Origin of the sequence: Sphingomonas sp. Leaf231 (assembly GCF_001421995.1) — a bacterium.
GTDB lineage: Bacteria > Pseudomonadota > Alphaproteobacteria > Sphingomonadales > Sphingomonadaceae > Sphingomonas.
In genome coordinates, this window is the sequence record NZ_LMLS01000001.1 from 135,024 (window position 1) to 153,332 (window position 18,309).

General features: G+C 68.9%; 16 protein-coding genes. 8 read left to right on the forward strand and 8 right to left on the reverse strand.

All coding sequences use genetic code 11. The annotated features are described in order from the left end of the window. Positions 1-183: 183 nt before the first annotated feature. The 4 genes from ASE95_RS00710 to ASE95_RS00725 form a co-directional block, all read right to left on the reverse strand. Positions 184-699: a GNAT family N-acetyltransferase gene (locus ASE95_RS00710; RefSeq protein ID WP_056630071.1), complete on the reverse strand. Its 516-nt coding sequence runs from the start codon at positions 697-699 to the stop codon at positions 184-186. 1 nt (position 700) lies between these two features. Beyond that, on the reverse strand, positions 701-1,123 hold the full coding sequence (ndk, locus tag ASE95_RS00715) for a nucleoside-diphosphate kinase (protein ID WP_022686546.1): 423 nt from the start codon (positions 1,121-1,123) through the stop codon (positions 701-703). Between the two features lie 77 nt (positions 1,124-1,200). Beyond that, positions 1,201-1,641 (reverse strand): DNA polymerase III subunit chi, encoded by a 441-nt coding sequence (locus ASE95_RS00720; RefSeq protein WP_056630073.1) that lies wholly within the window; start codon positions 1,639-1,641, stop codon positions 1,201-1,203. After that, positions 1,641-3,083 (reverse strand): leucyl aminopeptidase, encoded by a 1,443-nt coding sequence (locus tag ASE95_RS00725; protein WP_056632822.1) that lies wholly within the window; start codon positions 3,081-3,083, stop codon positions 1,641-1,643. Before ASE95_RS00725 ends, ASE95_RS00720 begins: the two co-directional genes overlap by 1 nt. Before the next feature lie 152 nt (positions 3,084-3,235). Here ASE95_RS00725 and ASE95_RS00730 point away from each other — a divergent pair, with 152 nt between their 5' ends. The 4 genes from ASE95_RS00730 to rsmA all read left to right on the forward strand — a co-directional run bounded on the left by ASE95_RS00730 (position 3,236) and on the right by rsmA (position 8,798). Beyond that, entirely contained in the window at positions 3,236-5,476 is a 2,241-nt protein-coding gene (locus tag ASE95_RS00730; protein WP_200918706.1) for an LPS-assembly protein LptD, read from the forward strand. A gap of 79 nt (positions 5,477-5,555) precedes the next feature. Further along, on the forward strand, positions 5,556-6,965 hold the full coding sequence (locus ASE95_RS00735; RefSeq protein WP_056632825.1) for a peptidylprolyl isomerase: 1,410 nt from the start codon (positions 5,556-5,558) through the stop codon (positions 6,963-6,965). A 10-nt stretch (positions 6,966-6,975) separates the two neighbouring features. After that, on the forward strand, positions 6,976-7,977 hold the full coding sequence (gene pdxA, locus ASE95_RS00740; protein WP_082449395.1) for a 4-hydroxythreonine-4-phosphate dehydrogenase PdxA: 1,002 nt from the start codon (positions 6,976-6,978) through the stop codon (positions 7,975-7,977). Further along, positions 7,974-8,798 carry a 16S rRNA (adenine(1518)-N(6)/adenine(1519)-N(6))-dimethyltransferase RsmA gene (rsmA, locus tag ASE95_RS00745; protein ID WP_056630079.1) on the forward strand — a complete coding sequence of 275 codons (825 nt, stop codon included), beginning with the start codon at positions 7,974-7,976 and terminating at the stop codon, positions 8,796-8,798. Before pdxA ends, rsmA begins: the two co-directional genes overlap by 4 nt. 193 nt (positions 8,799-8,991) lie before the next feature. On the opposite strand, the gene ASE95_RS00750 is transcribed toward rsmA, so the two are convergent. The 4 genes from ASE95_RS00750 to ASE95_RS00770 form a co-directional block, all read right to left on the reverse strand. After that, positions 8,992-9,516: a tetratricopeptide repeat protein gene (locus ASE95_RS00750; protein WP_056632831.1), complete on the reverse strand. Its 525-nt coding sequence runs from the start codon at positions 9,514-9,516 to the stop codon at positions 8,992-8,994. 33 nt (positions 9,517-9,549) lie between these two features. Beyond that, complete coding sequence (locus ASE95_RS00755; protein ID WP_056630083.1) at positions 9,550-10,701, reverse strand: RsmB/NOP family class I SAM-dependent RNA methyltransferase; 1,152 nt, start codon at positions 10,699-10,701, stop codon at positions 9,550-9,552. Between the two features lie 477 nt (positions 10,702-11,178). Continuing rightward, positions 11,179-12,636, reverse strand: coding sequence for an IMP dehydrogenase (guaB, locus tag ASE95_RS00765; RefSeq protein ID WP_056630091.1), 1,458 nt, complete (start codon positions 12,634-12,636; stop codon positions 11,179-11,181). A 203-nt stretch (positions 12,637-12,839) separates the two neighbouring features. After that, complete coding sequence (locus ASE95_RS00770) at positions 12,840-14,450, reverse strand: phosphoenolpyruvate carboxykinase (RefSeq protein ID WP_056630095.1); 1,611 nt, start codon at positions 14,448-14,450, stop codon at positions 12,840-12,842. A 183-nt stretch (positions 14,451-14,633) separates the two neighbouring features. On the opposite strand from ASE95_RS00770, the gene ASE95_RS00775 reads away from it, so the two are divergent. The 4 genes from ASE95_RS00775 to rapZ are packed head-to-tail and all read left to right on the forward strand — an operon-like array spanning position 14,634 to position 18,268. Further along, positions 14,634-15,338 (forward strand): response regulator transcription factor, encoded by a 705-nt coding sequence (locus ASE95_RS00775; RefSeq protein WP_056630098.1) that lies wholly within the window; start codon positions 14,634-14,636, stop codon positions 15,336-15,338. Beyond that, complete coding sequence (locus ASE95_RS00780; RefSeq protein ID WP_056630101.1) at positions 15,307-16,881, forward strand: sensor histidine kinase; 1,575 nt, start codon at positions 15,307-15,309, stop codon at positions 16,879-16,881. Before ASE95_RS00775 ends, ASE95_RS00780 begins: the two co-directional genes overlap by 32 nt. Beyond that, positions 16,878-17,375, forward strand: a complete 498-nt coding sequence (locus tag ASE95_RS00785) for an HPr kinase/phosphorylase (protein WP_056630105.1) — start codon at positions 16,878-16,880, stop codon at positions 17,373-17,375. Before ASE95_RS00780 ends, ASE95_RS00785 begins: the two co-directional genes overlap by 4 nt. Further along, positions 17,372-18,268 carry an RNase adapter RapZ gene (gene rapZ / locus ASE95_RS00790; protein ID WP_056630108.1) on the forward strand — a complete coding sequence of 299 codons (897 nt, stop codon included), beginning with the start codon at positions 17,372-17,374 and terminating at the stop codon, positions 18,266-18,268. Before ASE95_RS00785 ends, rapZ begins: the two co-directional genes overlap by 4 nt. The last annotated feature ends 41 nt before the right edge of the window (positions 18,269-18,309 follow it).

Sequence of the window (18,309 nt, forward strand, 5' to 3'; positions counted from 1 at the left end):
CGATCGGGTTTTCGACTGCGCGTCATGTGAAGCGCTCGTCGCTTTCGGCATGATACCGGCCTGATTTTGCGGGCCAGCGCCGCCGGGGGAACGCCGGATCACGCCCGGCCGACCGACGGGTGTGTTACGTCCAGGTCGTCCCCGCGGAGGTTATCGGTGGCGTCGCGCCACAGACCGGGACGGCTATAGCGAGCGGGCGTAGATCAGGTCGTCGTGGCGGGTGGTGCCGACCAGGAAGCGGCGCGTGCCGGCGACCGAAAAACCCTGTTTCTCATAGAAACGCTGCGCGCGGCGATTGCGGCCGTAGACGCCAAGCAACATGCGGCGATGTCCCGCCGCCCGGGCGTCTACGATGGCGCGCGCCATCAATTCGGGGCCGAGACCGGTGCCGTAGGTAGGAAACAGCGCATAGATGCGCTTGAGTTCGACATCGCCCGTCTGCGGGGCGACCGGCAGGTCGGGTGCGGTGAGCAGCGTATAGCCCAGCGGCGCGCTGCCCTCCCCTGCCTCGGCCAGCGTGGCGATCGCACCCTCTGCGAGGTAGCGATCGAAGGCTGCGGGGCTATTGTTGCGGGCGACGTGCGCGACGATGTCGGCGCCGTACAGGATACCCGCGAACGCCTCCAGAAAGGTGGCGCCCGCGACCAGCGAGAGGGCGGCGGCATCCGCCGACCCCGCGCGGCGCAGGCGCCATTTCATATCAGCCGACGATCTCTTCCGGCTTGAAGAAATACGCGATCTCGATCTCTGCGTTTTCGTCGGAGTCCGAACCGTGCACGGTGTTCGCCTCGATCGACTCGGCCAGTTCCTTGCGGATCGTGCCCGGCGCGGCGTTCTCGGGGTTGGTGGCACCCATGATGTCGCGGTTGCGCTGCATGGCGTTCTCGCCTTCCAGCACCTGCACGACAACCGGGCCGGAGATCATGAAGCCGACCAGATCGTTGAAGAACGGACGCTCCTTGTGGACGGCATAAAAGCCTTCGGCCTGCTCGCGGGTCATCTGGATGCGCTTGGACGCGACGACGCGCAGGCCGGCTTCCTCCAGCATCTTCGTGACCGCACCGGTCAGGTTGCGGCGCGTGGCGTCGGGCTTGATGATCGAAAAGGTACGGTTCGCGGCCATGACGGTCACGGGCTCCTGATGAAAAATGGGAAGTGGCGACGCCCTAGGCGGGGGGCGGCGCGGATGCAAGCGAGCGCTCAGGCGGCCTGTTCCCAGCGGCCGGCATCGTTCTGCTTCCAGTAGCGACGCTCCACGCCGTCGCGGGCGGCCAATTCCTTCCACGCGGCGCGGGCGGCGCGGATGTGATCCTCGTCGAAGAAATGGAACGCGCGATCGAAGTCGAGCGCGGCGTCGCGCCATTCGCCGTCGACCAGCGCGATGTGGCGCGCGCGATTGGCGGGATCGACGTCGGGCGCAATCAGGATCGGCTGGCGATCGTCGGCGGCGCTACCGCGCTGCGCGTGCGGCAGGAAGCTGTCGGGCGCGTAATTCCACAACAGCCGGTCGAGCGCCGCGCGCCGGTCCTCATCGGCGGCGACGATCAGCAGCCGTGCGCCCGACGCCACCACCTTCGCCGCGATCTGCGGCAGCGCACGCTCCAGCGGCATCCGGCTAAGGTGGTAGAAGTCGACCTGCATCAGCCTTCGCAGACGTCCGCGACGAACCGGTCGAGGACGCGCACGCCGTAACCCGTCGCCCCCTTGCCCCAGGTTGCACCATCCTTCTCGGACCAGACCATACCGGCGATATCGAGATGCGCCCAGGCGACGCCATCGTCGACGTAGCGTTGCAGGAACTGCGCCGCGGTGATCGAGCCGGCACCGCGCGGACCGACGTTCTTCATGTCGGCGATGGGCGAGTCGATCAGCCGGTCGTAGGCGTCGGCGAGCGGGAAACGCCACAATTTGTCGCCGGTGGCGCGGCCCGCCTCAAGCAACTGGTCGGCCAGCGTATCGTCATTGGCGAACAGGCCGCCATATTCGTTGCCGAGGCTGACGATCATCGCGCCGGTCAGCGTGGCGAGATCAACGATCCGTGCCGGCTTGTGCGTGTTCTGCACCCAGGTGATGCAGTCGCAGAGCACCAGCCGGCCCTCGGCATCGGTGTTGATGACCTCGATCGTCTGGCCCGACATGCTGGTCACAACGTCACCGGGGCGTTGCGCATCGCCATCGGGCATGTTCTCGACCAGCCCCATCACGCCGATGACGTTCGCGCCAGCCTTGCGGGTGGCGAGCGACAGCATCGCGCCGGCGACCGCCGCCGCACCGCCCATGTCCCACTTCATGTCCTCCATGCCGGCGGCGGGCTTGATCGAAATACCGCCGGTGTCGAAGGTCACGCCCTTGCCGACCAGCGCGGTGAGCGGGGCATCGTCCCCCGCTCCGCTCCAGCGGAGCGCCAGCACGCGCGCCTCACGCCGCGAACCCTGCGACACGCCGAGCAGCGCGCCCATGCCGAGTTCGGCCATCTGCCCCTCGTCGAGGACTGTGACCTCCAGCCCCAGACCGTCGACTGCGGCGAGGACGCGCTCCACGAACGTTTCCGGATAGAGGATGTTCGGCGGCAGCGTCGCGAGCGTGCGCGCCAGGCCCAGCCCCCTGGTCACCGCGTCGCGGCCGGTCCATTCGGCATCGTCGCCAACGATCGTGACCTTCGCCAAGGTCGGCTTCTGCTTCTCCGGCAGCTTGGTGCGATATTCGTCGAAGCGCCAGGCGCGCTGCGCCGCGCCTGCGGCGAAACGCGCGACATACAGCGCGTCGATGCCGGACAGGTCGGCGACCGCTTCCGTCACGCCGGAGGTGAGCAGTCGTGCGGTCAATGCGCCGCCCGCACGCTCGAACGCCGCATCATCGCCCGTACCGACGCCCAGCAGCAGCACGCGCTGCGTCGTATCGCCCGATGCCACGAACAGCTCGGCGGCGGTGCCCGCCTCCCCGGTGAAGCGCTGCCCCGCGGCGGCGCCGGCCAGCAGTGCGTCCGCACCGTCCACCAGCCCGGTCAGCGCGGCGTCCTTGCGGACCGGCAGCGCAATGACGGCCGGGCTGGCGGGGCGTTGCGTGGTGAAGGCGATCTGCATTCCGTTGTCCTCTTCGATCATGTCGCTAACCTAGGGACGCCCCCATCAAATGGCAAAGCGTTGCAGGCGCGGCGCGGCGATGCGATAGGCGCGGGAACGTGCCGCCGCCATTTCCGGCCGGCGGTGCAGACGGGGCAACGACAGACAACGTGATGCGCTTGGATCTTCTCGCCAGTGGCGCGCTGTGGCTGGCGCTCGCCACCCCGGCCGCGGCGCAGTCGCTGCAGGATCGCGGCGGCGATGCTTCGGCCCCTGCCCCTGCCTCTGCCCCCGTCGCGGCGGAAAGCGCGGAACAGGTGCAGTTCAGCGCCGGTACGCTGGAATACGACTATCAGGCCGACATCGTGACCGCGACGGGTGCGGTGCGCATGTCCCGCGCCGGCGACCGGCTGCGCGCCGAAAAGGTGACGTGGAACCGCAAGACCGGGAAGGTGATGGCGACCGGCGATGTCGCGGTGACCAACCCGGAAGGCGACGTCGCCTATGGCGACTCGATCGAGCTGACCGACACGCTGAAGGACGGTGTGGTCGACAATCTGCTGGTGGTGCTGGAACAGGGCGGCCGGTTGGCGGCGGTACGCGGCGTGCGCGAGGGCGACGGAACGATGAACCTCGACCGTGCGGTCTACTCCCCTTGCGCGGTTGCCGGGTCGGACGGCTGCCCGCGCGACCCGACGTGGAAGATCACCGCGGTCAAGGTCACGTATCGCCCCGACAAGCAGCGCATCTATTACGAAGGCGCGCGATTCCACCTGTTCGGGTTGACCAGCCCGGCGCTGCCGCGGTTCAGCAACTCGATCGCGGCGAGCAACGACACCGGCATCCTGACGCCGTCGATCGGACTGACGCGGCTGAACGGCGCGGAACTGGTCGTGCCGGTCAATTTCGCCCTCGGCCCCAATCATTCGCTGGTCGTCGCGCCCCACATCTTTTCGTCGGAAGTGCCGATGCTGGAGGCGCGCTACAGCGGCCTGAACGAACTCGGCGCCTTCTCGCTGCGCGGGTTTGCGACCGGCAGTCGGCGCAGCGAGGACCTGTCGTCCGGCTTCACCTCCGAAACCGAGCGCGCGTTCCGCGGCTATGTCGACGGCGTCGGGCGTTTCCAGTTCGATCCAAACTGGAGCCTGTCGGGGTCGTTGCGGCTGGTGACCGACCGCACGTTCCTGCGCCGGTACGACATCTCGAACGAGGACCGGCTGCGCACCACGCTGGCGCTGGAGCGCGTCGACCCGAACAGCTATCTGTCGATCGCCGGCTGGGCGGTGCAAACACTGCGCGTCGGCGACCTGCAGGGCATGCAGCCGGTGGCGCTGCCCGAGATCGATTACCGACGCCGTGCGCCGGGCGCGCTGCTGGGCGGGACGCTGCAGGTTCAGCTCAACACGCTGGCGATCGGGCGCAAGGCCGGGCAGGATACGCAACGCGCGTTCGGCAGCGCGCGCTGGGACTGGCGCGGGATCACCGTGATGGGTCAGGAAGTGACGCTGACCGCGTTCGGGCGCGGCGACGCCTATGACACGCAGAACGTCGCGGCGACCTCGATCGCCAGCTACCGCGGGATCGAGGGTTTCCAGACGCGGCTGATCGGTGCGCTGGCCGCGGACGTGCGCTGGCCATTCGTCGGCGAGTTGTTCGGCGGTTTCCAGCGCTTCACGCCCCGCGTACAGGTGGTCGCGACACCCAAGACCCGCAACATCCAGATCCCGAACGAGGATGCGCGCGCGGTGGATCTGGAGGATTCCAACCTCTTCGCGCTGAACCGCTTCTCCGGCTACGATCGCTGGGAGGATTCGAGCCGCATCACTTATGGCGCGGAATGGGCGCTGGACATGGACCGTGTCGCGATCTCCGCCAACGTCGGGCAGAGTTACCGGCTGGCCGAGCGCCCGAGCATCCTGCCCGACGGGACCGGCCTGTCCGACCGCTTCTCCGACATCGTCGGGCGCACCAACGTCCGTTTCGGCGAGATGGTGACGCTGACCCACCGGTACCGGCTCGACAAGGATCATTTCGCGATCCGCCGCAACGAGCTGGATGCGACGGTAGGGTCGCGGCAGACGTATGCGACGGTCGGCTACCTGCGCCTGAACCGGGACATCGACGTGCTGGAGGACCTCCAGGATCGTGAGGAAGTGCGCGTCGGCGGACGCGTCGGCGTCACGCGGTTCTGGTCGGTGTGGGGATCGGCGATCGTCGACCTGACCAACCGTGCCGAAGATCCGCTGTCCACCTCCGACGGGTTCACGCCGCTCCGCCACCGCGTCGGCGTCGCCTATCAGGACGATTGTCTCGATCTGGGCGTGACGTGGAAGCGCGACTATCGCAACGTCGGCGACGCGCGCAGCGGCAACAGTTACCTGTTGACGCTTTCCTTCAAGAACCTCGGCCGCTAAGCCCCGGTTCAGTTGATTTTCGGCACATGCGCCTAACGTGCCCGCGGGCGCACAGCATCGGGATTTCGGGACGGACGTGATGACGAAGACGAAGGGCGCGGCGCTGACCCGCCGATTGTTGGGCACGATCGTGGCGCTGGGCGTGACGGGCGCCGCCTTGGCGCAAGGCGGGGCGCAGAGCGGCGCGCAGGGCGGCGCACGTAACGGCGGGCAGGACCCGGCGCAGGACACGCCTGCGCGCGACGCCACCGGGCTGAACCTGCCCACCGATTTCCAGATCTTCGGCAAGCTGGATCCCAACGTCCGCAAGGCGACCGCGATCGTCAACGAGGCGATCATCACCGGCACCGACGTCGACCAGCGCGTCAACTTCATCGCCGCTGCCAATGGCGCCAAGCTGAACGCCGAGGAGCGCGAGCGCCTGCAATTGCAGGTGCTGCGCCAGCTGATCGACGAGACGCTGCAGATCCAGCAGGCCAAGGTCAACGATATCACGGTGACCAAGGGCGAGATCGACCAGGCCTTCGCCGGAGTCGCCCGCAACCTGCAGAAGACGCCGGCGGTGCTGACGACATGGCTGCGCGAGGAGGGATCGTCGGATCGCTCGCTGCGACGTCAGATCGAGGGCGAACTGGCGTGGAACCGCTATCTTCGCAAGCGGGTGGAGCCTTTCGTCAACGTCGGCGACGAGGAGGTCAAGGCGATCCTCGACCGGCTGGAAGCCGCGAAGGGCACGGAGGAATATCACCTCAACGAAATCTATCTCGCCGCCACGCCGGACCGGCAGCAGCAGGTGTTCGACAGCACCAAGCAGCTGATCGCCGAAATCGGCAAGGGTCAGGCGCCGTTCGCCTATTTCGCGCGCAACTTCTCCGAAGCCTCGACGCGCGGCGTCGGCGGCGATCTGGGCTGGGTGCGCAGCGCGCAGCTGCCCGCCCCGCTGGCGGAGGCCGCGCAGACCATGCAGGTCGGGCAGGTCGCAGGACCGGTCGCGACGCCGGGCGGCTTCTCGATCCTGTACCTGGTCGACAAGCGGCAGGTGCTGATGGCCGATCCGCGCGATGCGCGCCTTAGCCTGAAGCAGCTGACGATCAAGTTCCCGGCCGGCACGACGCAGACGCAGGCGACCGCACGCACCAGCGCGTTCGCAGAGGCGATCCAGAAGCTGCAGGGTTGCGGATCGGTCGACAAGATGGCCGCGTCGCTGAATGCCGAAGTGGTCGACAACGATGCGATCCGCATCCGCGATCTGCCGCCGCCCCTGCAGGCGATCATGCTGAAGCTGCAGGTCGGGCAGGCGACGCCGCCGTTCGGATCGCCGTCCGAGGGCGTGCGCACCCTGGTGATGTGCGGTCGCGACGAGGCACCGGGCGGTCAGCTGCCCGGCGCGCAGCAGATCCAGAACCAGCTGGAGCAACAGCGCGTGAACTTGCGCGCGCAGCAGGCACTGCGCGACCTGCGGCGCGATGCGGTGATCGATTATCGCTGAGGAGTGGCGGATGACCCGGCCGATCGTGATCTCGATGGGCGATCCCGCGGGGATCGGGCCGGAGACGATCGCCAAGGCATGGGACGCGCGCGTCGCCCGCGCGTTGCCGCCGTTCGTGGCGGTGGGCGACCGTCGTGCGATCGCCCGGGTGTGGGACGGCCCGGTCGCCGCGGTTTCCGACCTGAACATGGTCGAGCAGGTATTTCCCGATGCCCTGCCGGTGCTGGCCGTCGAGGATGGCGGCGAGATCGTGCCGGGCGTACCCGATCCGGATGGCGCGCGCTGCGCGGTGCGTGCGCTGGAACTGGCGACCGGGCTGGTGCGATCGGGCGCGGGACGCGCGCTCGTGACCGGGCCGGTGGCCAAGGCGCAGCTGTACCAGATCGGCTTCACCTATCCCGGCCAGACTGAATTCGTGGCCGAGCGCTGCGGCATATCGCGCGGCAATGCGGTGATGATGCTGGCCGGACCGGGCCTGCGCGTCGTGCCGATGACCACGCACGTTCCCCTGTCGGACGTGCCCGGTCTGCTGACGATCGAGCTGATCCTGGCAAAGGCGCGGGTGACCGCGCGCGCGATGGTGCGCAATTTCGGGATCGAGCAGCCGCGCCTCGCCTTCGCCGGGCTGAACCCGCACGCCGGTGAAGGCGGCGCGCTGGGCCGCGAGGAAATCGAGGTGATGCAGCCGGCGATCGAGCAATTGCGCGACGAGGGTATCGACGTGCGCGGGCCGCTGGCCGCCGACACGATGTTCCACGAACGCGCCCGCGCCGGCTATGACGTGGCCCTCTGCCCCTATCACGATCAGGCATTGGTGCCGCTGAAGACATTGTTCTTCGACGACGGCGTCAACATCACGCTGGGGCTGCCGATCGTGCGGACCTCCCCCGATCACGGCACCGCGTTCGCGATCGCTGGCAAGGGCGTGGCGCATCCCGGCGCGACGATCGCGGCGATCCTGATGGCCGACCAGGCCGCGTCGCACCGCATTCGCGCCACGCCGGCGGCATGACCATCGCCCCCGAACTGCCGCCGCTGCGAGAGGTGATCGCGCGTCATGGCCTGTCCGCATCCAAGGCGCTGGGGCAGAATTTTCTGTTCGACGCGCAATTGCTGGGCCGGATCGCGCGGATTCCCGGCGACCTCGCGGAGGCCGAGGTGCTGGAGGTCGGCCCCGGTCCCGGCGGGTTGACCCGCGCCTTGCTGGCGCAGGGCGCGCGGGTGACAGCGATCGAGCGCGACCGGCGGTGCATCCCCGCGCTTGCCGAGCTGGAGGCGGCCTATCCGGGCAAGCTGCGCGTGATCGAGGGCGATGCGACCGAAGTCGACGCGCGCACGCTGTTCGAGGGTGCGCCGCACATCGTTTCCAACTTGCCGTATAATGTCGGCACCGCCCTGTTGATCGGGTGGCTGTCGGCGGACTGGATGCCGTGGTGGCGGTCGCTGACGCTGATGTTCCAGCGCGAGGTTGCAGAGCGGATCATCGCGCCGACCGACGGCGACGCGTACGGACGGCTCGCGGTACTGGCGCAGTGGCGCAGCAGCGCGCGGATCGCGATGCCGGTGCACCGCTCCGCCTTCACCCCGCCGCCCAAGGTGATGTCGGCGGTGGTGCATGTGACGCCAACCGCGGCGCCGGAGGGCGTCGCGCTGCCGGTGCTGGAACGCGTCACGGCGGCGGCGTTCGGGCAAAGGCGCAAGATGCTGCGTCAGTCATTGCGCGGCGTGGCAGGGGCGATGGAGGCGCTGTCGGCCGAGGGGATCGACGCGACGCGGCGGGCGGAAACGGTGAGCGTGGCGGAGTTCGTCGCGGTGGCGAAGCGGCTTGGCTAGCGCCATCCCGCGCGTCGGCCCGGGAAGCCGGGACCGCTCGCTTTCGCGATCAGCGTGACGACCTTCATCCCGCTCGTCCGAAATCTTCGCCGCGGGCGCTAGCTACCGATGCCGAAGGTAGCGCCCGATCAAGTCCGGCGCGACGCGATAACGTGGCGGCCAGATGCGAACGGGCGCGTTCGCGGGCGACGGCTCAATCCTGCGCCGACGGCTGCTTGCCGGTGGCGACGGTGGTCGTGTTGACGCCGACCTGTGCGGTCGTGACCGGCGGACCCTTGGCGATGACGGCGGCCAGCGTGGTCGCCTGCGGGCAGCCGCCCTTGCACAATGTCCGCACCTTCGCGAGGTTCTGCCGCGCGCGTTCGACCGCGCCCTTGGCGACCATCGCCTCGCCCTGCCCCGACAGCGCGGTGACGTCGTTTGGTTCGAGCAGCAACGCCTCACGATACAGGCGGATCGCCTTGCCCGGCAGCCCGCGGCCGTCCGCGACCTGCGCGAGCGCGACGAACGCCTGCCGGTTGCGCGGATCGACTGCCACCGCGCTTTCGAGCAGATCGGTGGCGACGTCGAGATTGCCCGCCGTCCGGGCAGCCTTGCCCTGTTGCAGCAACGCCATGCTGCGCGCGTCGATCTGGTCGTCAGGCCGCTGCCCGTGCAACACGGTGGAGATCGACACCAGCGCCAGCGAGGCGGCCATGGCGATGGCGGTGAAACGCATGAACGGCTCCAGCTTCGACACGATGCGGCCCGGTTAGCATGGCGCCCGCAGCCGTGCGACGAAAAAACCGTCGGTGCCGTCGTGCTTGGGGGTCAGGCGAACGCCGGCGTGATGCGGGCGACCGAACGGCAGCGCCAGCGGCTCCGCCTGCCAGCCGGGATGCGCAGCCAGGAAGGCGTCGACCTGCGCCGCGCCCTCCGCATCGAGCAGCGAGCAAACGATGTAGACGAGCGCGCCGCCCGGCTTTACCGCGCCTGCGCCGATCGACAGGACATGGGCCTGCGTCTCGATCAACCGGTCGAGCCGCGCAGGGGTCAACCGCCAGCGTGCCTCCGGATTGCGCCGCCACGTGCCGGTCCCCGAACAGGGCGCGTCGATCAGCGCCACGTCGGGCGCGACATCGGCGAGCGCCTCCGCCTCGTGACCGGGATCGAGCAACCGAGTCTCGATGATCGTCGCCTCGGCCTTCGCCGCGCGGGGGGCGAGGCGCGACAGCCGCGCGCGATCAATATCGCTGGCGACGATCCGTCCGTCGTTCGCCATCAGCGCGGCAAGCGCGAGGCTCTTGCCCCCCGCCCCCGCGCACAGATCGAGCACGGTCATGCCGGCGCGGGCATCGGCGGCAAGCGTTACCGCCTGGCTGCCGGCATCCTGCACCTCGACGCGTCCGGCCAGCGCGACGACATCGCTGCCCGCTGCCAAACGACGTGCAAGCGGCAGGCCCGCGACCGGTTCGGCACCAGGCAGCTCGATATCGGCGTGATCGGGGTGGAGGCGCACGTCGAGCGGCGCGCGATCGATCAGCGCACGTTGTTCGTCCGCATCGATGCCGGATGCGGCGAGCAGCTCCTCCAGCCAGCGGGGGTGCAGCCCCTCTGGCGCGGGCGCTTCGTCGCCGATCGGTGCAGGTCCGTGGGTCGAGCCGTCGAAGGTGGCCGTGAGAACCGGATCGGTGGCGGCGAGCGCGAGCAAGGCGGCGCGACCGTTGGCGGGACGTTCGCCAAGCCGGCGGATCGCGGCATAGACCAGTTCGCGCACCGCGCGACGATCCTTGGAGCCGGCATAGCGACGCTGTCCGAAGTAGCGCGACACGAGCGTGTCGGCGGCGGCACCGCCGTCATGCGCAGCGGTGACGATCGCGTCGAGCAGCTCGATCGCGGCCTGGGTGCGTGCGGCGGGGGTCATCGAATGTTGCGAATGTTGAGGCTCCGGGAGCGGTGGTGGGGGGCGAATGTTGCGAATGTTGAGACACTGGCGCTGCGCCGGTGTCGACGTGTGCGGCGATAGGCCTGGCCAGACGATTGGTGGGTCGGTGGTGCCGCGGGGGACGTGGCGGGGATGGCGGATGGCGCGCTGGCGGTCGGCGCGGTCATGCGATCATGCCGTTGCGGACGGCGGAGTGTCGATGCGGCGCGCTGGTGGCACCGGATCGCTTCGCCTCGCTCGTACCGACGGGAGAGGGTGCGCGCGCGACGACGCGACGGAACGGCACCCGGGCGGCTGTTCTCGCGCTGGTGGCATGCGCCATACAGCCGGCGACCGACGATGCAAGCGGTGCGCCGGCTTCGTGGGCCGGCGCGGCGGGACGGGCATCGGGGAACGTCATCACGGATCGCTTGTGCCACAGGCGCGCGGCGTAGGACAGCCGCACGCCCGCCGGGGTCAGCGGGTCGGATAATTTGGCGCTTCGCGGGTGATCGTCACGTCGTGGACATGGCTCTCCTTCAGCCCCGCGCCGGTGATCTGCACGAATTGCGCGCGCGCCTGAAGATCCGGGATCGTCGCCGAACCGGTATAGCCCATCGCCGCCTTGATGCCGCCGACCAGCTGGTGGATCACGTCGCGCGCCGGGCCCTTATAGGGCACCTGCCCTTCGATCCCCTCCGGCACCAGCTTCAATTGGTCGCGCACCTCGCCCTGGAAATAACGGTCGGCCGAGCCGCGGCCCATCGCGCCAACGCTTCCCATGCCGCGGTAGGATTTGTACGCACGCCCTTGATAAAGGAAGGTTTCGCCCGGCGCTTCCTCGGTGCCCGCCAGCAGCGAACCGACCATGCAGGTCGATGCGCCCGCCGCCAGCGCCTTGGCAAGGTCGCCCGAGGTGCGCAATCCACCGTCGGCGATCACCGGCACGCCGGCCTTCGCCCCCGCCTCCGCGCAATCCATCACCGCAGTCAGCTGCGGCACGCCGACGCCGGCGACGACGCGGGTCGTGCAGATCGAGCCGGGGCCGATGCCGACCTTGATCCCGTCCGCCCCGGCATCGATCAGCGCGCGCGTCGCCTCCGCGGTGGCGACGTTGCCCGCGATCACCTGCACCGCGTTGGAGAGCTTCTTCACACGCTCGACCGCGCGTGCGACCTCGCTGTTGTGGCCGTGCGCGGTATCGATGACGATCAGGTCGCATTCGGCATCGACCAGCGCCTCGGTGCGTCCGAAACCCTTGTCGCCAACCGTGGTGGCGGCGGCGACGCGCAGGCGACCGGCGGCGTCCTTGGTCGCGTTCGGGTACATCACCGCCTTTTCGATGTCCTTGACGGTGATGAGGCCGACGCAGCGATAGGCGTCATCGACCACCAGCAGCTTTTCGATCCGGCGCTGGTGGAGCAGGCGCCGCGCCTCCTCCTGTCCGACGCCGACCGCGACGGTGGCGAGATGATCGCGCGTCATCAGCTCCGCGACCGGCTGGTGCGGGTTCTCGGCGAAGCGGACGTCGCGGTTGGTCAGGATGCCTACCAGCTTGCCATCGGCCTCCACCACCGGGATACCGCTGATGCGGTGCGCGGCCATCAGCGCCTGCGCCTGCGCCAGCGTGGCCTGCGGTGCGATCGTGATCGGATTGACGACCATGCCGCTCTCGAAACGCTTGACCTGCCGGACCGCAGCGACCTGTTCGTCGACGGTCAGGTTGCGGTGGAGCACGCCCATCCCGCCGAGCTGCGCCATGACGATCGCCATGTCAGCCTCCGTCACCGTATCCATCGCGGAGGAGAGGACGGGAATGTTGAGCGAGATGCCGCGCGTTACCTGCGTCCGCGTGTCGGCCTCGCCGGGAAGCACGCTGGATTCCGCCGGCACGAGCAGCACGTCGTCGAAGGTGAGGCCAAGGCGGATGTTCATGGAACGCCGAATCCTGTGGGGGTGAGGAAGTGGCGCGCCATGTAACCGCAACCGGGGCGGACGGCTAGGACGTATCGACAACCGGCTCGCCCGGTGGTGGGCCACTGCGCCGCTACCCCGGGGGCAGCGCGCCGATGCCGGGCTATTCGGTGCCCTTGCGGATCTCGTCACCCCGGATCGGGTCCGGGGTGACGAGGCGGGTGTCAGACGGTCGCCTTGACGACCTTCGGCGCGGCTTCGCGAACGCCCTGATCGACGTGTTCGGCGAACTGCGCGAAATTGTCGTTGAACAGATCGACCAGCTTCGCCGCGGTCGCATCGTAGGCGGCCTTGTCCGCCCAGGTTTCGCGCGGATCGAGGATCGCGGTGTCGACGCCGGACACCGATACCGGCACCTTGAACCCGAAGTTGGGATCGGTGCGGAACTCGGCGTCGTTCAGGCTGCCGTCGAGCGCGGCGTCGAGCAGCGCGCGCGTCGCCTTGATCGGCATGCGGTGCCCGGTGCCGTATTTGCCGCCGGTCCAGCCGGTGTTGACCAGCCAGCAATCGACCCCGCCGCGCGCGATCCGCTCCTTCAGCAAATTGCCGTAGACCGACGGGTGGCGCGGCATGAACGGCGCGCCGAAGCAGGTCGAGAAGGTCGCGTCCGGCTCCGTCACGCCGATCTCGGTGCCCGCGACCCGCGCCGTATAGCCCGACAGGAAATGGTACATCGCCTGATCGGGGGTGAGTTTCGAGATCGGCGGCAGGACCCCGTAGGCGTCGGCGGTCAGCATCACGATGCTGCGCGGGGTGCCGCCCATGTTGTCGTCCGAAGCGTTCGGGATGAAGTCGATCGGATAGGCGCCACGGCTGTTTTCGGCCAGGCTGTTGTCATCGAGGTCGAGCTGGCGCGTCACCTCGTCCATCACGACGTTTTCAAGCACCGTGCCGAACCGCTTGGTGGTCGCGAAGATTTCCGGTTCGGCATCGGCCGACAGACGGATCATCTTGGCGTAGCAGCCACCCTCGAAGTTGAAGACCGCATCATCGGACCAGCCATGTTCGTCGTCACCGATCAGCGTGCGCTTCGGATCGGCGGACAAGGTGGTCTTGCCGGTGCCGGACAGGCCGAAGAACACCGCGGTGCGACCGTCATCGCCCATGTTGGCGGAACAATGCATCGGCATCACGCCCGTGGGCGGCAGCAGGTAGTTGAGGATGCCGAACACCGACTTCTTCATCTCGCCGGCATAGCGCGTGCCGCCGATCAGGATCAGCTTCTCGGTCATGTTGACCGCGATCACCGTCTCGCTGCGGCAGCCGTGGCGCGCGGGATCGGCGCGGAAGCTGGGCAGGTCGATGATCGTATAGTCGGGCGCGAACGACTTCAGCTCGCGCTCCTCGGGCCGCACCAGCATCGTGCGGATGAACAGGTTATGCCACGCCAGTTCGTTGATGACGCGCACGCCGACGCGGTGCCCCGGCTGCGATCCGCCGTACAGATCCTGCACGAACAGGTCGCTCTTGCCGTGCAGCGCGGTGAGGAAATCGGCCTTGAGGGCGGCGAAATGCGCCGGCTCCATCGCCTTGTTCGACTTGCCCCACCACACCGTCGATTCGGTTTCGGCGTCACGGACGATGAACTTGTCCTGCGCCGAGCGCCCGGTGTGCGCGCCGGTTTCGACGACCAGCGGGCCGTCGGCGGACAGCTTGCCCTCGCTGCGTGCCACGGCGGCCTCGGTCAGGCGCGCGGTGACCAGGTTCCAGTGCAGCGTGGCGCGGGTTTCGATGCCCTGCGTTTCCAGCCCGGCGTCGGGAATACGGTCGCTCAATGGTCCATCCTCTGCTCTGGCGCGTGCTCCGATCGTCGAGGCGGCGCCGTTCGATGGACGGCGAAATACGTCATGCCGCGCACGGCGTCAAACGTGTTAAACAAACGATCGCGGCGAGCCGTCCCCATTGAGCGGCGCGACGCTTTGCCCTACCCCACCCGCCGTGATGACCGGAACGCTGCCATGACCGCCACGATCGCGCTGGTCGACGACGACCGCAACATCCTGACCTCGGTCTCGATCGCGTTGCAGGCCGAGGGGTTCCTGACGCGGCTGTATTCCGACGGCGAGGCGGCGTTGAAGGCGCTGACCGACAACCCGCCCGATCTGGCGATCTTCGACATCAAGATGCCGAAAATGGACGGGCTGGAACTGTTGCGGCGGCTGCGCGAGAAAAGCCGCCTGCCGGTGATCTTCCTGACCAGCAAGGATGACGAGCTGGACGAGGCGCTGGGGCTGGCGATGGGCGCGGACGATTATATCGCCAAGCCGTTCAGCCAGCGGCTGCTGATCGCGCGGATCCGCGCGATCCTGCGCCGCACCGAACCGAGCGCGCCGGGCGCGGAGGGTGGGGCCGAGGCGCAGGGGCCGCTGGAGCGCGGGCGGCTGGTGATGGACCCGGCGCGGCATCGCGTCGCCTGGGACGGCAAGCCCGTCACGCTGACCGTCACCGAATTCCTGATCCTGGAGACGCTGGCGCAGCGGCCTGGCATCGTGAAGACGCGCAACCAGTTGATGGATGCCGCGTATCAGGACGACATCTACGTCGACGACCGCACCATCGACAGCCATATCAAGCGCCTGCGCCGCAAGTTCCGCGAAGCCGATCCCGCCTTCGATTCGATCGAGACGCTATATGGCGCCGGCTATCGCTTTTCGGAGGAGTGACGCCGCCGAGCAGGCGCGCGCGTGGTCCGGCAAGGTCTCGCTCACGCCGCGCATCCTGGCGGTCAACGTGCTGGCGCTGCTGCTGCTGGCCGGTGGCTTCTTCTATCTCGAATCGTTCCGCAGCCGCATCCTCGACCAGCGCACGACGCAGGCCGGGCGCGAGGTGCGGTTGATGGCCGAGGCGCTGGCAATCGTCGCGCCGCCGATGCGCGACGCCACGATCGCGCAACTGGCACGCCAGACCGGCACCCGGCTGCGGCTGTACGATCGCGGCGGCGTGCCGCTGGCCGACAGCCGCGCGCTGGGCATCGCCAATTTTCGGCTCGACGATCCCGACGACGACCCGCTCGCCCGCCGCAGCGCACGGTGGCTGGATGCCGGGATCGACCGCGTGGTGCGCGCGCCGCTGGCCCCGGGCTATCGCGAGCGACGCGACGGACGGCGCTGGCCCGACGTGCGCGCGGTATTCGGAGGCGCGCCGACCGCGCAGACCTTGTGGCGCGCGCCCGATCGCACGCCCGTCATCACCGCCGCCGCGCCGCTGCCGGGTGGACTCGCGCTGATGTCGACCGTCAACGCGCAGGACGTGACCGAGCGGGTGCGCGCCGAACGGTTCCGCCTGAGCGTGGTGATCCTGGTGGCGAGTGCGATCTCGATCGGGCTGTCGCTGTTCCTCGCGCGGACGATCGTGGTGCCGTTGCGCCTGTTGGCGCGCGCGGCGGTGCGGGTGCGGCTGGGGCGCGCGCGCGAGGTGATCGTGCCGCGCCTGCCAGAACGGCGGGACGAGATCGGGATGCTGGCGCGCGCGCTGTCCGACATGACGCTGGCGCTGCGTGCGCGGATCGACGCCACCGAGGCGTTCGCCGCCGACGTGACCCACGAATTGAAGAACCCCCTCGCCTCGCTGCGCTCCGCGATCGACGCGCTTGAACGGGTCGAGGACCCAGAGCTGCGCGCGCGCCTGCTGGACATCGTCAAGGACGATGTCCACCGACTGGACCGGCTGATCAGCGACATCTCGGAGGCATCGCGGCTTGATGCGCAACTGAGTCGCGCGACCTTCGATCCGGTCGACGTCGCCGCGATGCTGGCGGCGATGGTCGCCCAGTGCGAGGCGCGCGGGCTGCCCGACGACGTGCGCGTCCGTTTCGATGCGGAGGGCGGCGAATTGATCGTCTCGGCCGAAGGCGCGCGGCTGGAACGGGTGTTCGCCAATCTGATCGACAATGCGATCTCCTTCTCGCCGCCGGGCGGGCTGGTGCATATCGCGGCGCGGCGCGATCGCTCGATGCTGGAAGTGTGGGTTGAGGATGAAGGCCCGGGCGTGCCCGAGGAAGCACGCGACGCGATCTTCCGCCGCTTCCACTCGGTGCGGCCGGCGCAGGAGACGTTCGGGCAGCATTCCGGACTGGGGCTGGCGATCGCCCGGACGATCGTGGAGGGGCATCAGGGCGAGATCGGCGTCGAATCGCGCGAGGATCGGCTGAGCGGCGCGCGCTTCGTGGTGCGCCTGCCGCTGGCGACGCCCGGAGCCGGTGCGTGACCCCGCCTTCGACGCCGGTCACGATCCACGCGACGTGCGTGGCGATCGGCGCATGCGGCGTGTTGCTGACCGGGCCATCGGGCGCGGGCAAATCCGATCTGGCGATGCGACTGATCGATCGCGGAGCCGTTCTGGTATCCGATGACTATACGGTCCTCACCCGTGACGGCGGCATGTTGATCGCCGCCGCCCCTTCCACGATCGCGGGGCGCATGGAGGTGCGCGGGATCGGGATCGTCGCCCGCCCCGCGCGTGCCACGGTGCAGGTCGCGCTGGCGGTGGTGCTGTCCAGTGAGGACGAGCGCATGCCCGAGCCGCATGACGTGATGCTCCACGGCATCGCGGTGCCGCAGGTGGTGATCGACCCGCGCTGGCCCTCCGCACCGATCAAGGTCGAATGGGCGCTTGCCGAACGGTCGCGCGCCGTAGAGGCGGGGAGCCACGAGGCGGCAGGCCGGGACGCCGCGGGCGAAGACACGGGGATGCGCGAATGAACGAAGTGCTGCTGGTCACCGGGATGGCCGGCGCGGGCGTGTCCACGGTGTTGAAGACGCTGGAGGACATGGGCTGGGAGACGGTGGACAATGTGCCGCTGTCGCTGTTGTCGCGCGTCGTCGCGCCGCCGACCGATCCGGACGAGGCGCCGCGCCCGCTGGCGATCGGTTTCGGCACGCGGACGCGCAACTTCGATGCCGAAACCGCGCTGCGCCGCTTCGAGGAACTGCGGCAGCGCGGCGACAATGTCGGGCTGCTGTTCCTCGATTGCTCGGGAGAGGAACTGACCCGGCGGTTCGCCGAGACGCGACGCCGCCATCCGCTCGCCGACGACCGCCCCGCCGTCGAGGGTATACAGCGCGAGCGACGGCTGCTCGCCCCGCTGCGGGAGCGTGCCAACCGGCTGATCGACACCACGCACGAAAAGGCGAATACGCTGGCGCAGCAAGTGCGCCAGGCGTTCACGCGCGACACCGCCATCGGTACCACGCTGACGGTCGAATCGTTCGGGTTCGCGCGCGGTATTCCGGCGGGCGTCGACATGGTGTTCGACATGCGCTTCCTGCGGAATCCGCATTGGGACGCCCGGCTTCGTCCCTATACGGGACAGGACCCGGCGGTGGCGGCCTATATCGCCGGCGACCCGACATACGCGGAGGCGGTGACGCGGATCGAGGATCTGCTGCTGCTGCTGCTGCCGCGGTACCGGGCGGAGGGGAAGCCCTATGTCACGGTCGCATTCGGATGTACGGGGGGCAAGCATCGGTCGGTCCATGTCGCGGAACGGGTGGCTGAACGGTTGCGCGACGCGGGGTTTTGCCCCACCATCGTGCATCGGGACCTTGCGGCGGCCCCGCAGGATGCGCTCGAAGGACGCCCCACGGGTCAATGAACGGATTGTCGAAGCCAATGTCGGGGCCAATGTCGGGGTCG

What these genes read in the sequence shown, in the direction of transcription:
- ASE95_RS00710 (WP_056630071.1), bottom strand. Translation starts at nt 699, where the DNA reads ATGAAATGGCGCCTGCGCCGCGCGGGGTCGGCGGATGCCGCCGCCCTC.
- ndk (WP_022686546.1), bottom strand. Translation starts at nt 1,123, where the DNA reads ATGGCCGCGAACCGTACCTTTTCGATCATCAAGCCCGACGCCACGCGC.
- ASE95_RS00720 (WP_056630073.1), bottom strand. Translation starts at nt 1,641, where the DNA reads ATGCAGGTCGACTTCTACCACCTTAGCCGGATGCCGCTGGAGCGTGCG.
- ASE95_RS00725 (WP_056632822.1), bottom strand. Translation starts at nt 3,083, where the DNA reads ATGCAGATCGCCTTCACCACGCAACGCCCCGCCAGCCCGGCCGTCATT.
- ASE95_RS00730 (WP_200918706.1), top strand. Translation starts at nt 3,236, where the DNA reads ATGCGCTTGGATCTTCTCGCCAGTGGCGCGCTGTGGCTGGCGCTCGCC.
- ASE95_RS00735 (WP_056632825.1), top strand. Translation starts at nt 5,556, where the DNA reads ATGACGAAGACGAAGGGCGCGGCGCTGACCCGCCGATTGTTGGGCACG.
- pdxA (WP_082449395.1), top strand. Translation starts at nt 6,976, where the DNA reads ATGACCCGGCCGATCGTGATCTCGATGGGCGATCCCGCGGGGATCGGG.
- rsmA (WP_056630079.1), top strand. Translation starts at nt 7,974, where the DNA reads ATGACCATCGCCCCCGAACTGCCGCCGCTGCGAGAGGTGATCGCGCGT.
- ASE95_RS00750 (WP_056632831.1), bottom strand. Translation starts at nt 9,516, where the DNA reads ATGCGTTTCACCGCCATCGCCATGGCCGCCTCGCTGGCGCTGGTGTCG.
- ASE95_RS00755 (WP_056630083.1), bottom strand. Translation starts at nt 10,701, where the DNA reads ATGACCCCCGCCGCACGCACCCAGGCCGCGATCGAGCTGCTCGACGCG.
- guaB (WP_056630091.1), bottom strand. Translation starts at nt 12,636, where the DNA reads ATGAACATCCGCCTTGGCCTCACCTTCGACGACGTGCTGCTCGTGCCG.
- ASE95_RS00775 (WP_056630098.1), top strand. Translation starts at nt 14,634, where the DNA reads ATGACCGCCACGATCGCGCTGGTCGACGACGACCGCAACATCCTGACC.
- ASE95_RS00780 (WP_056630101.1), top strand. Translation starts at nt 15,307, where the DNA reads ATGGCGCCGGCTATCGCTTTTCGGAGGAGTGACGCCGCCGAGCAGGCG.
- rapZ (WP_056630108.1), top strand. Translation starts at nt 17,372, where the DNA reads ATGAACGAAGTGCTGCTGGTCACCGGGATGGCCGGCGCGGGCGTGTCC.